Below are 15,131 nucleotides of genomic sequence, written 5' to 3' on the forward strand. Positions count from 1 at the left end.
TTTTGATAAAGAAGAATCTGTCTATTTTATTGAATAATCTGTATTAAATTAGACAAAAATGAAAAAAGACAAAGTATCATTTAAATACATAGTCTTTTTTCGAGATAAATTTAAAGTTTGAAGCATCTTGATGAATCTTAGTTTATTATATATTGTGGAACTTTTAGAATTCTATATCAGTATTAGAAATTAGTTTCTCTTTGCAATATTGAATAAATTCATTGTTTTCAGGATTTTTCATTTGCATACCAAGTATAATGCCGGTCATGAATCCAAATGAGAAATCATGGTAACGATAAACATTACTTAGTTCCATATATGCATCAAAAAGCTGATTGCTATTTCTTTCAGCTATCTCTTTGCTATATTTTTTTTCTAGTTTTAATAATATATTGTCTTCGGCAACACCAACATTTTCATTTGCTTGAACATAGTCTGGATTATCATGAATCCTTTCTTGATAGATATCAAGATTTATGTAAGTTTCAAAAATATCTTTGATTATTTTATCCATTTAAACTCCTCCCTTCGTACCCAATTATATTAAGTTGTAAAAAATCATGCAACTTTGTCAATTATGAGTATGGGAAAAGCAGAGAGTAGAAACTAGAAAGTTGTTTTGCAAAACAATACTTTTCCAATGATTTTGATATTATGTTTAGATACCTCTTTTGGATTGAATACTTTAGTTTCATAAGATGAGTTGCTAGGAATAAGAGCAATTTCATCTTTTCTTTTTTCATAAAATTTGATGGTAACTTCATCGTCAACGCAAACGACTGCAATGTCACCATTTCTCACAACATTAGTTGCTTTTACATAAACAAGACTTCCTTCAATGATTCCAGAATCTTTCATAGAATCACCTTTTACTTTCAGAAAAAAATCACCTGATTTGTATTCTTCGGAAGAAACGATTTCTTCTCCAAGATAGTCTTGATCAAGAAACATGTCATAACCAGCTTTGACCATTCCAAGAACTGGTTTTTTTAAATCTACGACTGTACCTTGTAAAAAAGATTGAACATCAAATCCCATGATACTGCTCATTCTCTGTGCGGTATCATCTTGAAGACTTTTAATTTCTCCTCTCAGCCATCTGCATACAGTATTATGAGAAACACCAAACTGTTCTGCCAATTCTTTGTTGTTCATATGATAACGATTTTTATATTCCTTGATAATATCTTTAAGTTCCATAATATCAATCCTTTCTTGAATTTTATTATATAGTATTATGACACCAATTTAAAGGGTTTAAGTAAATAATATAATCAAAATATACATAAAGGTGTTGATTATGTATATTTTATGTGTTTATAATAATAGCACTGAAGGAGTTGATGGTAATGAGTAATATATATCTTTGTATTGATTTAAAGAGTTTTTATGCAAGTGTAGAATGTGTTGAAAGAGGTTTAGATCCCTTCGAGATTAATCTAGTAGTTGCTGACCCAACAAGAGGAAATGGTGCTATCACATTAGCTGCTACTCCAGCTATTAAAAAACATGGTGTTAAGAGCAGAGGTAGAATTTATGAGATACCAAAAGATATTGAATACATTACTGCTTCACCAAGAATGAGCTTATATATGAAATATTCTGCTAAGATCTATGGTATTTTTTTGAAGTATATTTCAAAAGACGATATTCATGTCTATTCCATTGATGAGTCTTTTTTGGATATTACATCTTATACGTCAATGTATCAGATGAATCCAAAACAAATAGCACAAATGATACTAAATGATATTTTCAATGAAACAGGAATAACTGCCACAGTAGGCATTGGAACAAATTTATATTTGGCTAAAATTGCTCTTGATATCACTGCGAAACATGCTAAAGACAATATGGGATATCTTGATGAAGATTTGTATAAACAGTTATTGTGGCATCATAAGCCATTAACAGATTTTTGGATGATTGGGCCAGGTACTGCCAAGCGATTAGGTATGCTTGGTATTGATGATATGTATGGTATTGCTCATTATCCAGAAAAAATACTTTATAAATTATTTGGAATCAATGCAGAATACTTGATAGATCATTCTAAAGGGATTGAACCGGTTAGAATTTCTGATATAAAAGCATATAAACCAAAGACAAATTCTGTTTCAAATTCCCAGATATTATTTGAGGATTACAATTACAAAGATGCTTTTTTAATTATGAAAGAAATGGTGGAATCTAATGTGCTGACATTAACTGAAAAGCATTTGGTAACAAATCATATCAGCTTGTATATAGGCTATTCAAAAAATGTCATTAAAGCATCACATGGGAGTTGCAAAATTTCTGTTACTACAAACTCATATAAAAGATTGCTTGAGGAGTTTGTACGATTATATAAAAGAATTGTTAATCCAAATTATCCAATCAGACAGATTGGTATATCCTTTGGAAACGTTGTAGATGAAGTTTATGAGCAGTACGATTTGTTTACTGATATTGAGGAACTTGAAAAAGAGAAAAGAGTACAAGCTGCACTTGTTGAAATACGATTAAAGTATGGTAAAAATGCTGTTTTAAAAGGGATGAACCTCGAAGAAAAAGCGACACAAAGAAAACGTAATACATTGGTAGGTGGTCATAATGCCTAAAGATTTAAAACAACGTGCACAAATATTTCAATCATTTGATGCCTTAAAAGGGTTTCGAGAAATATTAAGGGAAACTGAACGTGTTATCGTTCCTCGAAAAGTTTTATCAGAAGATGATCTGGACATGCTTGATAGAAAAATTAAGATGATTAAAAATGGAATGATAATTAAAATCATCTACTATAATAATGGTCAATATATTCAATTGGAAGGCAAAGTTTCAAAGATAAATCTCAACACTAAGTTTTTACAGATTGTTAAAACAAAAATTAATTTAAAGGATGTTGTAGATATCAAAAGTGATGATTTTCCTGATATATTTGATGAAACCATATAATATTCTATTTATTCACATTGATGGAATGAATTTCCAAATATATTTTCTCTAATTTCACAGTAATACTTATAAATTCAAAATGTTACTTTGTTCTCATAATCTGCTGTATTTTTTATAATAAGCTTATAAAAGTACAGGACGGAGGTGATTACAAATGCAAGATTTATTGGATGTTAAAGACGAGCTTGTAAAATTAGATTATGCCAAGATAGGCAAACGTATTCAAAAAGTACGCAAGCAAAAAAAATTGACACAAGCCGATCTTGCTGCAATATGTGATTGCACGAGTAATCATCTTAGTGCAATTGAAAACGGAGTGAACAAACCGTCATTAGAATTGATGGTGAGAATTAGTTGTTCGTTGGATAAAAGTATAGATTATTTCTTAATGGATAGTCCCTATGCTTATCCAAAATATAAAATTGATAATGAAATATCAGAGAAATTAAATCGATGTACTTCTCAGATGTTATGTATTGTCAATGATATACTAGATTCATTATTATCAAATATTCAAACAAAAAATGACGAGTGAGAAAGTTTTATGGAGTATCTTGGTTTGCCTAATAGAATAGATTAGACAGTCAATCCATATAAATCAATAAACCGCAAGGCTGTCTGATTGATAGATAGTTTTTGCGGTTTTTTTGAAAGGTGGAAGTCGATATGGGAAGATATTTGGGAAGTAAGACGGAAATCAAAGAAGCATTAAAAAATAAAGATTGGTCATTTTTAGAATATGCTATTGATTTTGAAAAAAATATTTGTGAGCTGGAAAGTGATGTGCATAATAGCGATGATCCAGAAGAAATTGCAAATAGAACATTGATTGCAGGTGCAGAATTTTATGATGCTGAATGGTGTGGTGTTGTTGAGGTTGATTTATTTCTTAACAAATGGGCACCGAAGTGGTGGTATAGCAAGAAAACAAAAGAAACACTAGAGCGAAAATATTATGATATGAAAGATTTTACTCCACCTCTTGAGTGGATTGAAGCATTGCATAAGGGCAATCCAATTAGTTGTTTGGATGCTTCAAAAGATAAAGATGATAATTCAAATGATTATTATTTGTACAAAAAAGTAGAGGTTGATTCATATTTAGCTTTTCCATTTTGGAAAAATCCATCGGGATTTTGATTGTTGTTAATCCAAGAAAGCATAGAGAGCATATTGGATTTTTGCAAACTATATCTTATGTTATGTATTCAACACTTAATGAGCTGAATCAATCAGAAAAGGATAAACCATTCAATACTAAAATAACAAATAATAAGGATATTGTTATCAATATATTTAGAACTATGGAAATTATAACTTCAAAGGATGTTTTAAGAGAGGAAGAATTGAATTCTCCAAGTATTATTCGTTTAGTAACTTACTTGCTTTTGAATAAAGGAACATCGCATCCAGCTAGATTGATCTGTGATGCAATATGGCCAGATGAAATCATTGATAACCCAAGCAAGAAAGTAAAAGCTCTGGTTTATCGTTTGAATTTACAATTAAAAGATATGCTATCTGATAGATTGATAGTATCAACAAAATACGGATATCAGTTGAATCCAGAATTAAATATTATCACTGATATTCAACAATTTGAAAAACTCTGGTTAGAATCACAAGCGGCATTATCTACCGAAGCAAAAAAAGAATTATTAAAGAAAATAGTAGAAATTTATAAAGGAACTATTCTTTCATCAGCGAGTGGTGAACATTGGTTGACTTTATCTGAAACCAATTATCATTCTAAATATTTAGGAAGTACAAATGAACTTCTAAAGATGTTTTTTGAAGCTCATGATTATAAAGATATACAAAAATATGCCTCACAATCATTAGTACTTGATAGTGCCAATAAAGAAGCTTATTTATGGTTGATCTTAGCAATGGATAAATTAGGTTCAGTAGAAATGGCAAAAGGAGAATTACGAACAGCTGAGAAGGTATTAATTGATGAAGAATATCAAGACTTGTTAACTGAACTAAAGCAACATGATTTTGGCATTTAAATGAAAAGACTTCTAAATGACTTCCAAAAGTCTATTAGAATACCTCAAATGCCCACATCACTTTAAAATGACCAATACATCACCATGAGAAGACTGTCATGTAACAATATATAGCACTCTCACTTTATACATTTTTCATGCAAAGACACATTGCATGAAAGGTGAGGGTTAAAAATGAATATGATACCAACGCAAGGAGCGATTGTTTTTGCATATATATGCAGATTCATTCGGTCCTTTTTCTTTTTTGTAATTCATATTTGTATACGTGCACCACCTTAGTTTCTTGATTTTTTAAAAATTTCAAGAAATGGAGGAGAAACAATGTATTACGATCAAAAAAAATGTGGAAAACGAATCCAAGATATGCGTAACAGTATAGGTTTGACCCAAGATCAATTGGCTGAAAAATTGAATATAGCAACAAGTACGCTAGGAAATATCGAAAGAGGTTCAAAAGGGATTTCTATAGATTTAGCTGTTGAATTTTGTGTTGTTTTAGATGTATCACTTGATTATTTGATTCTTGGAGAAAGAAATAAATATTTAAGCATGAAAGAAATCATACATAGAGTTATTGCTTTACTTACTGAAATGTTGAAAAGGTTATAACTCACTCTTAGAGAGTGAGTATCCACTCTACAAGGTCATAAAAAAATGACTTTTGAACAGTTACAATCTAAGTGTAGTCAGATATAACTACAATAGTTCCTTGACAATAGAATAATCATTCATCAGATACGTTCCTGTTGTAGGTGCTAACAAGTGCCAGCCACGTCAGCAATACGCAATGACTGGTATTGAAGAATACAAATCAAAAACAGTTGTAGTTGTTTCAACAATATCAATAGCGAAATCATATTGGCTTGTAAATATCAAATAGCTTTTGATAAGGCGATGAAACCAACAGGTATAATGATACTTCCGTCTAGCCACAGCCCTGTTTATAGGATCACGCAATGGAGGCGGCTTCGTGAGAACCACGAGGAGGTGCGAAAGCCTATGGAGCTATGTAGCTGATAGCCGTCTGATGATTTCCCGATAAATACAAAACGTATTATTTTCCCAGGGGTGTTAAGGACAAATATGGGATTCACATATGAAAAGGAAAGGCTGTGATATTATTTACAGCCTTTTGTTACATACCCAAGAAAGGAGGATATTGTATGTTAAATAAAGATTGGGTTTATCGCAGAGGTGATATTTATTATGTGGATTTAAATCCTGTAATTGGTTCTGAACAAGGAGGAAGTAGACCGGTAGTTGTAATACAAAACAATTCGGGAAATCGACATGCACCAACATTGATAGTGGCTATGATTACATCTAAAACTTCTAAGAACGGACAATTACCTACTCATTACTTATTGAAGGAAAATCCTGCATTAGATGAACCATCGGTCGTACTGCTTGAACAGTTAAGAACGGTTGATAAGCGTAGAGTAAGAGAATATCTAGGTAGAACAAGTAAAAGAGAGATGCTTGCAATAGATAAAGCATTAGTTAAAAGTTTATCTTTAAATTATCTATTACGATTAAATTATTCGGATGAAAAAATCTAATCGAAAAAGTGTGTTGAAGGAGGTGATGGAATCACACTTTTTTTAGAAAATGAAAGGAATTTATCTTAAAAAAGAAAGGAGAACAAAATGAAAGGAAAAATAAAGGGAATATTCATTAGCTTTATGTCATTTCTTATGATATTTTCAAACTTTACTCCTATCAGTGTTCGTGCCGAAACCTATACAACAAGTGCTAAGAATCATTCGACATGGTGGCTTGCAGATCCTAGCACAGGTAGACGAGATGAACATGAAGCAGAACTTTTCATTAATGGAGAACAAGTTTTTTGTATTGATGCTTTTACAAGCTTTAAAAGTGGTGTCACCATGAATGATGTAGAATGGAGTACAGTTGGTATTTCACAAGAGATGGCTAAGGAACTATCTTTAATTGCGTATTTCGGTTCAAAAGTTGATGGTCGAAAAGGCAAAGACTGGTATGCCATTACCCAAGGATTAATCTGGAAAACCTTGCATGAAAGCCAAGGTCATACAGACATGTGTTATGTAGAAACTCCAACAAATCCTGATTACGCTACGACAGTGAAATTGTGGAATGAAATTAAAGCAGATGTAGCTGCTTATAAAAAGACACCTTCATTTACTGATGGAGATTATGAAGTGGATGCAGGAAAGTCAATTACTTTAACTGATACCAATAGTTCACTTAAGAACATGGTTGTTAAAGATGATGGTGGATTAAATGTTTCAATCAGTGGAAGCAATAAACTTATTATTTCTGGAACAGCTGATTCACCAGATAAAGCTACAATTACTTTACAGAGAAATATTGACCCGGCTCAGGTTGGAGCAAGTGTTGCATTCTACAATGGCAAGACACAATCTGTTGCTAAGTTTAAAATTTCTGATCCATTGCAGATAAAGCTATCTGTTAAGGTCAATAAGTTTGGTAGCCTTGAATTAACAAAGTATAATGATGACGGTTCAGCAACCGTTAAAGACACGACATTTAGAATTACTGGTCCAAATGGCTTTGATGAAACACATACTACAGACAGTAATGGGCAGATAAAATTAGATAATCTTGTATTAGGAGATTATAAAGCAGTTGAAACTAAGTCGGCTGATGGTTATTTGATCAACGTCAATGAAAAAGGATTTACCATCAAGGCAAATCAAGCAACAACGATTGATTTCAGCAATAAAGAGCCTTCAGCACAGATTATCTTATCAAAAGTTGATAAGGAAACTGGTGAAACCCCTCAAGGAGATGCAACATTAAAAGGTGCAACATATCAGTTAAAAGCTGCTGAAGATATTTACAACAAAGCAAAAACAAAGAAATTTTATTCAAAAGGCGATATAGTAGCAACAAGAGTTACAGACGAAAAAGGTAAGATGGAATCTATTGATAACTTGCCTTTAGGTCATTATCAAGCAGTTGAAACACACGCTAGCAATGGGTATCTTATTGATTCAAATATCTATGATATTTATTGCAGTTATGAAGGTCAAACAGTAGAAAAAATATTACGTTCACAGATATCAAAAGAACAGGTCATGAAACAAGCTTTTGAAATCATCAAAATCTCAAGTGATGGTGAAAGTGGCGAAGCAGATACTTTGGAGGGAGCAGAATTCACAGTAAAATTGAACAGTGATATTCAGAAAAATGGTTGGGATAAAGCAAAAGCTTATGATGTTTTAAAGACTGATAAAAAGGGATATGCAAAATCTATTGAACTTCCTTATGGTACTTATACTGTTAAGGAAACAAAAATTCCTGATAATGTATATCCAGTAAATGATTTTACTGTGGTTATCGATTATGATAGTCGTGAACCACAATCTTGGAAAGTATTAAATGATGCTCCATTTAAAGCACTGATCAAAGCAGTTAAGCTAGATAAAGAAACAGGTAAAACCATCTTACTTCCTGATACGACATTCAAGATCAAAAATCTTGATACAGGAGAATATGTAGGACAATGGGTATGGTTTCCAATTCCTCATTATATGACAGAATTTAAAACCGATAAAAGTGGTACTGTCACAACTCCTAGCACATTGGGCATAGGAGAATATCAAATTGAAGAAATTCATGCACCAGAAGGATATATTTTAGATAAGGAACCTATTAAATTTACTGTATCAGCGAATACACCTTATCAGATTGCTGATGATGGTAAGACACCAATCATTAGTGTGACTAAGGAAGATATATCAGTTAAAGGTAGTATCTCTGTTGCTAAAATTGGAGAACAAGTTACTAATATTTTTAAAGATTCAAATGGGAACATTCAGTTTATATATGAAAAATTACCAGTAAATGGTACAAAATTCATTGTAAAAGCTGATGAAGATATTTACTCTGCAGATAACCAGAAAACCCTTATTTATGCAAAAGGGGATAAGGTCGCAGAACTTACTACTGATTATGGATACGCAGAAACAGATTTATTACCATTAGGTAAATATAATATTTATGAAAAGACTGCAGGTGATGGTTTTGTCATTAACAAAGAAATAAAAAAAGTTTCACTCACTTACAAAGATGAACATACATCAGTTGTATTTTATGATGTAGAGTATGAAAATAATCGTCAGAAAGTTGAAATTGAAGTTGAAAAACAAGACAAAGACACTGGTACACCATTAAGTGGCGCAGTATTTGGATTATATGCAAAAGAGAATATTTATGGAATAGATAACCGTCCTATGAGAAGTAAACGTCTGCTAGTAGAAAAAGGCACATTGATTGAAACAGCAGTATCTGACTCGAATGGTGTTGCACATTTTGACTCAGATTTACCAATTGGAAATTTATTTGAAATCAAAGAGATGAAAGCACCTATTGGTTATGCGTCTACTACGCAATTAGAGACAGTTGATACTTCTTATCAAGGACAGGATAAAGAAACATTAAAATTCTCATATGTATTTATGAATGATATTACAAAGGTTGAAATATCTAAAAAAGACATCACAAATAAAGATGAAATTGAGGGTGCACATTTAACAGTTTATCCTAAAGATAGTAAAGGAGAAATCTTTGATACTTGGATCAGTGGCCAAGATGGAAAAAATGAAGATGGCACAATTAAGCCACATATTATTAAAGGTCTTGAAGTAGGAAAAACCTATGTATTGAAAGAAACAAGTTCGCCTTATGGTTATGCAATTGCAGATGAGGTTGAATTTACAGTTTCAGATACCGGTGAAATTCAGTCAGTAGAGATGAAAGATGAAATGGTCTTTGGCGAACTAAAATGGAATAAGACTGGAGAAATTTTTGACCAAGTCATTATTGGTCAGACAGAATTTGGTACTACTTATTCCCCAATATGGAATAAATCAAATCTTTTAGCTGCTGAAGTAACTATTTATGCTGCTGAAGACATCAAAATTGGAAATACAACTTATTTCCATGAAGGTGATAAAGTAGAAGTATTGGAATCTGACTGGGAATCTGTTAAAAGTAAAAAGCTACCAGTAGGAAAATACTATTACCAAGAAACGAAAACACCTCATGGATATCTATTAGATACAAATAAACATTATTTTGAAATCAAGGATAGCCAGATAACTGATCTTCAAATTATCGAATCAACTTTAGAAAATAAACGACCAACATTTGATATTGATATGACAAAAGTTCTAGAGGAACAAAATATCTTTAAGAGTGACGATGCATACAAAGATATTGTGTTTGGGATCTATGCCAGAGAAGATATTTATGACTACATGGGAAATGTAGCAATCGAAAATGGTTCTTTAATCAGTACAACAGGTATTGATAAAGATGGTCATTTAGTTACTGTACCTGACTTGCCAAATGGTGTTTATTATTTAACTGAACTTCAAACAAATGCTCAGTATGTTCTAAATGAAAGAGAGTATGACTTTGAAGTTGCTTATCATGGAGAAGATGTATCTAAATATACAATCATGATTGGAAACGATGGAATCATTGATAATGAACTGGCTCGTGGAACAATTTCTGTAAAGAAAGTGGATTTTGATACTAAAGGAGCATTATCTGATGTTCAATTCAATATTTCAGTTCATGAAGACATGAGCTATATCATCAAGTCAGTTAAAACGGATAAAGAAGGAATTGCTTTATTTGATGAATTAGAACTTGGAACTTATTTTGTACAAGAATCTAAACAAGTAGATGGTTATGTATTGAATGATCATATCTATAAAGTTGAAGTAACAAAAGATGGTGATTTATTAGAGGTTGTTTGTGAAAACAAACCAACAGAGATGGAATTCAGTAAGATAGACATCACAACTGGCGAAGAATTACCAGGTGCTAAAATTTCAGTAACAGATAAAGAAACTGGAAAAACTATTGATGAGTGGGTATCTACTGATACACCTCATAAAATTAAGTATTTGGTCGAAGGTAAAGAGTATGTCATGACTGAAATCATTGCACCTAAAGGCTATGATATTGCTGAAAGTATTACTTTTATAGCTAAAGATGGTCAAAAGATTGTCATGAAAGATACAGTAACTCCAAGAAATGATAATCCTAAGACTGGGGATGTGTCTCATGTTGGTTCATGGATAACCCTTGCTGGATTAAGCGGGGCAGTATTAATGATTGCTTTAAGAAAGAAGAGAAAAGATTATGAATAGTTCAATATATTTATCATTATTTCTTATAACAGCTTGCATAATCTTAATTTTAAAAGTATATCATGCTGTAAAGTTATCTAAACGCAATAGAATACAAACAATAAGAGGGAGAGAATTTCTCCCTCTTAATAATAATGAAGAGCTTTTAGAAATTATAGCAAATATGTATGATGTATTTATTTCAGATCTACCAAGAAATAGAAATCTACAAAGAGAAGCTGTGAAGTACATTATTAAACATGCAAATGAATATAGCAGAAAAGAAATTATTGAAGCGTTGGATTATTTATATTCTTGGGGAAAATAGATTATAAAAATAATTGCTTAAAAATACAAGTTGTATGATAGATGATTCATGGGACTTGTATTTTTAATTTTTTATTAGATGATTTACATATCTGTTTTCTAGATTGATATGTAGATAGGAGAACTCAAATGACAGATAATTGGACTGAATTCTTAAAATTCATAAAGGAAATGATTGAAAAATACTTCAGTTGTATTGAGTTAAATGATGGAAATAATGACATCGTTGAGTAAAAGTTATTAATTCACTAAAATGAAATAGAGATTGATTTAGAACACTGAAGTATAAACTGTTTGTGTGAAATTATTTTACACAAATAGTTACATAATGTATTTCTTGAAAAGAAGGAGGTTTTTTATGGAAAAATCAAATGTATATACTTATACTAGAGTCTCTACTACAATGCAAATTGATGGATATTCATTAGATGCTCAAAAGTCTCGAATAAAGGCATTTGCTGACTATAGTCAATTTAATATTGTTCATGAATATGAAGATGCAGGAAAGTCTGGAAAATCTATTGAGGGTCGAATTCAATTCCAACAAATGTTAAATGATATTATTAGTGGAAAAGACAAAATTTCATTTGTGCTCGTATATAAATTATCGAGATTTGGAAGAAATGCTGCAGATGTATTATCAACATTACAAATTATGCAGGATTATGGTGTTAATTTAATTTGTGTAGAAGATGGAATTGATTCTTCTAAAGATGCTGGTAAACTCATGATATCTGTTCTTTCCGCAGTAGCAGAAATTGAAAGAGAAAACATTAGGATACAAACAATGGAAGGACGAATTCAGAAAGCAAGAGAAGGTAGGTGGAATGGTGGCTTTGCTCCGTATGGTTATAAGTTGGTAGAAGGATTTTTACAGATAAACGAAGAGGAAGCTGAAGCAATAAGGTTGATTTTTGATTTGTATGCAAATACAGATATGGGAGCAAATGGTGTTGCAAAATATTTAGAAAATCATGGTATTAGAAAAATTGCAAGGCATAATGGGAAATATCCTGTCTTTAATCCACATTTAATTAGAATGATTATAAATAATCCTGTTTATTGTGGAAAAATCGCGTATGGGAGACGCAAAACAGAAAAAGTTCATGGAACTAGAAATGATTATAAACAAGTAAAATCTGACGATTATTTATTAGTGGATGGTATACATGAAGCAATCATTGATGATGAACTATGGGAAAAAACACAGACAAAAATTATTACACAAGCTAAGAAATACGAGGTAGTTAATAGAAGGAGAAACATGCAAAGACATTTATTATCTGGTATTGTGAAGTGTCCAATTTGTGGGACTGGAATGTATGGTAATAAGTCAATTAAGTATAAAAAAGATGGAACAAAATATAAAGATTTTTTTTATTACGCTTGTAAACATAGAAAATTTATTGATGGACAGAGGTGTACTTATAATAAGCAAATCAATGAAGATATTTTGAATGGAGCAGTAATAGAAATTATTTCTAAACTCATTAATAATTCTAAGTTTGCTGATATGATAAAAGATAAAATAGACACAAAAATTGATACCACTGAGATAGATATAGAAATTGGTAATTATGAAAAACAATTAAGACAATACCAGTTAGTCAAAAATAACTTAATTAATGAAGTTGACATGCTTGACCCTGAAAATAAGCACTATATGGAAATAAAAAATGATTTAAATGAACGCTTGTATTCTATGTATGATAAAATTGATGATGTTAGAGTAATGTTGAATGATGCTTGTGCAAGAAAAGAAACTATAGAATCTGAAAAACTTACCAGTGATAATATTTATAAAATTTTAATGCAATTTGATAAATTGTTCTGTATAATGAGTGATGAAGAGAAAAGAAAACTTGTAGAACTATTAATTGATGAAATACAAATATATGAAGAAAGACAGAGCAATGGACAATGGATCAAAAGCATGAAATTTAAGTTGCCAATTATAGAAGAAAATTATGCATTTGGTTTGGACAAAAATGAGCACGTTGAAAATATTGTTCTCCTGACAAAATAAGAGAAAAGACATTGTATATATTGACAAAAAAGTTAGGTGTGTTAAAATGGTTCTCGAATAAGTGGTGGAGTCTGTCATAAAGCAAATATGCTTTATTTATTCGATGTGTTTTATTTTATCCTTATAAAATAATCTATCGACAGATTCTTTTAAAAGAATCTGTTTTTTATAGACAGATCTGAAAGGAGTTGTCTGCTAGAGAGATAGTGATATAATAGATGATATAATCATCATTTTGTAAAAATATTATAAAACATGTGCGGAGGAAAAATATGGAAACGGTAGATTTTCATAAATCAAAGAAAAAGAAATCCTTTTCACCTATGCGACGTATTGCCTTTAGTTTTTTTATGGTGATATTGATAGGTTCACTTTTATTGGCATGTCCATTTTCTAATCAGGGAACAATTGCTCCTTATATTGATCATTTGTTTATAGCAACATCAGCAACTTGTGTGACTGGTCTTGTCCCTGTTGTTGTGGCTGATCAATATACATTGATTGGACAATTAGTCATTATCTTATTGATTCAAATAGGTGGTTTAGGATTCTTGACATTATTGAATATGTTTATCTATGCTTTAAGAAAGCGATTAACATATACAAATAAGATTATTATGCAGGAAGCATTGAATCAAAATTCAATGGCAGCGATTGGTATTTATATCAAAAGAGTCATTAAATATACGGCTTTCTTCGAATTAATGGGGGCAGTATTATTAAGTCTTGTCTTTGTGCCAGAATTTGGTGTTGTTAAAGGATTATATTATGGATTATGGCATTCTATTTCAGCCTTTTGTAATGCTGGATTTGATGTAATTGGGCCTAATTCATTGATACCTTATCAAACTAATATTCTTGTCAATCTTACAATTGCTGGTTTAATTATTGCCGGTGGTCTTGGTTTTGTTGTATGGATTGATTTAAGAATGTCATGGCGCCATTATAAAGAAAATTTTAAATTCTTTAAGCTAAAAACATTCTTTTCTTCATTATCATTGCATACAAAAGTTGTTTTAACTGCAACTGTATCATTGTTATTGGGGGGAACACTTGTTATCTTGCTTTTGGAATATAATAATCCTGGTACGATTGGTTCATTATCATTTGGTGATAAAGTTCTTGCCAGTTTCTTCCAGTCAACAACGACAAGAACTGCAGGTTTTGCTTCAGTAGATATGGCAGCATTGCATGATTCAACAAAATTATTTATGTCAATATTGATGTTTATTGGTGGTTCTCCTGCTGGAACAGCTGGAGGGATTAAAACGGTGACATTAGTCATTTCATTGATGTATATTTTCTCATTGCAGAATGGTTATGAAACTGTATCTATGTTTAAACGTCGTGTTGATGATCAGGTTGTCAAACGTTCATTGACGATTGCTATATTGAGTTTCTTTATATGTACATTAGGATTATTTATCCTGTCAATGAATGAAGGTGCAGATTTTATTGATTTGATTTTTGAAGTCTTTTCAGCCTTTGGTACAGTTGGTTTATCGGCTTCATTAACACCAACATTGACAGTGTTGGGAAAAATTGTCATTATTATATTAATGTATATTGGACGTATTGGTCCATTGACAATGGTATTTGTTTTCGCTAAAAAATATAAACAAAAGAAAGGACAGGACATCATGTATCCAACAGCTGATGTTCTTATAGGATAGAAAA

General features: G+C 31.3%; 13 protein-coding genes. 11 read left to right on the plus strand and 2 right to left on the minus strand.

The genetic code is table 11. From position 1 onward, the window contains the following. Nucleotides 1-163 precede the first annotated feature (163 nt). Together B5E75_RS00130 and B5E75_RS00135 are read right to left on the minus strand one after the other, a co-directional pair. On the minus strand, nucleotides 164-514 hold the full coding sequence (locus tag B5E75_RS00130; protein WP_087356800.1) for a DUF6809 family protein: 351 nt from the start codon (nucleotides 512-514) through the stop codon (nucleotides 164-166). A gap of 92 nt (nucleotides 515-606) precedes the next feature. Continuing rightward, nucleotides 607-1,200, minus strand: a complete 594-nt coding sequence (locus B5E75_RS00135; protein WP_087356801.1) for a LexA family protein — start codon at nucleotides 1,198-1,200, stop codon at nucleotides 607-609. Nucleotides 1,201-1,349: 149 nt separating this feature from the next. Between B5E75_RS00135 and B5E75_RS00140 the strand changes: the two genes are divergently transcribed. From B5E75_RS00140 to B5E75_RS00190, 11 genes are all read left to right on the plus strand, one after another. Continuing rightward, a complete protein-coding gene (locus B5E75_RS00140) occupies nucleotides 1,350-2,603 on the plus strand; it encodes a Y-family DNA polymerase (RefSeq protein ID WP_087356802.1) in 1,254 nt (417 codons plus the stop codon). Beyond that, nucleotides 2,596-2,940: a YolD-like family protein gene (locus B5E75_RS00145; protein ID WP_087356803.1), complete on the plus strand. Its 345-nt coding sequence runs from the start codon at nucleotides 2,596-2,598 to the stop codon at nucleotides 2,938-2,940. The genes B5E75_RS00140 and B5E75_RS00145 overlap by 8 nt, the downstream gene beginning before the upstream one ends. 154 nt (nucleotides 2,941-3,094) lie before the next feature. Further along, the gene (locus B5E75_RS00150; RefSeq protein ID WP_087356804.1) at nucleotides 3,095-3,475 is read left to right on the plus strand and encodes a helix-turn-helix domain-containing protein; all 381 of its coding nucleotides are present in this window, start codon (nucleotides 3,095-3,097) and stop codon (nucleotides 3,473-3,475) included. A gap of 131 nt (nucleotides 3,476-3,606) precedes the next feature. Then, nucleotides 3,607-4,080 (plus strand): hypothetical protein, encoded by a 474-nt coding sequence (locus B5E75_RS00155; RefSeq protein ID WP_087356805.1) that lies wholly within the window; start codon nucleotides 3,607-3,609, stop codon nucleotides 4,078-4,080. After that, nucleotides 4,077-4,952 carry an AfsR/SARP family transcriptional regulator gene (locus B5E75_RS00160; protein WP_162607607.1) on the plus strand — a complete coding sequence of 292 codons (876 nt, stop codon included), beginning with the start codon at nucleotides 4,077-4,079 and terminating at the stop codon, nucleotides 4,950-4,952. The genes B5E75_RS00155 and B5E75_RS00160 overlap by 4 nt, the downstream gene beginning before the upstream one ends. 324 nt (nucleotides 4,953-5,276) lie before the next feature. Continuing rightward, nucleotides 5,277-5,564: a helix-turn-helix domain-containing protein gene (locus tag B5E75_RS00165; protein WP_087356807.1), complete on the plus strand. Its 288-nt coding sequence runs from the start codon at nucleotides 5,277-5,279 to the stop codon at nucleotides 5,562-5,564. Nucleotides 5,565-6,118: 554 nt separating this feature from the next. Then, nucleotides 6,119-6,514 carry a type II toxin-antitoxin system PemK/MazF family toxin gene (locus B5E75_RS00170; protein WP_087356808.1) on the plus strand — a complete coding sequence of 132 codons (396 nt, stop codon included), beginning with the start codon at nucleotides 6,119-6,121 and terminating at the stop codon, nucleotides 6,512-6,514. A gap of 87 nt (nucleotides 6,515-6,601) precedes the next feature. Further along, entirely contained in the window at nucleotides 6,602-11,122 is a 4,521-nt protein-coding gene (locus B5E75_RS00175) for a SpaA isopeptide-forming pilin-related protein (RefSeq protein WP_087356809.1), read from the plus strand. Further along, nucleotides 11,115-11,429: a hypothetical protein gene (locus B5E75_RS00180; RefSeq protein WP_087356810.1), complete on the plus strand. Its 315-nt coding sequence runs from the start codon at nucleotides 11,115-11,117 to the stop codon at nucleotides 11,427-11,429. Before B5E75_RS00175 ends, B5E75_RS00180 begins: the two co-directional genes overlap by 8 nt. A 357-nt stretch (nucleotides 11,430-11,786) precedes the next feature. Continuing rightward, a complete protein-coding gene (locus B5E75_RS00185; RefSeq protein WP_206413944.1) occupies nucleotides 11,787-13,454 on the plus strand; it encodes a recombinase family protein in 1,668 nt (555 codons plus the stop codon). Between the two features lie 272 nt (nucleotides 13,455-13,726). Then, nucleotides 13,727-15,127, plus strand: coding sequence for a TrkH family potassium uptake protein (locus B5E75_RS00190; protein WP_087356812.1), 1,401 nt, complete (start codon nucleotides 13,727-13,729; stop codon nucleotides 15,125-15,127). Nucleotides 15,128-15,131: the final 4 nt, after the last annotated feature.

Origin of the sequence: Massiliimicrobium timonense, from assembly GCF_002160865.1 — a bacterium.
Lineage (GTDB): Bacteria > Bacillota_I > Bacilli_A > Erysipelotrichales > Coprobacillaceae > Allocoprobacillus.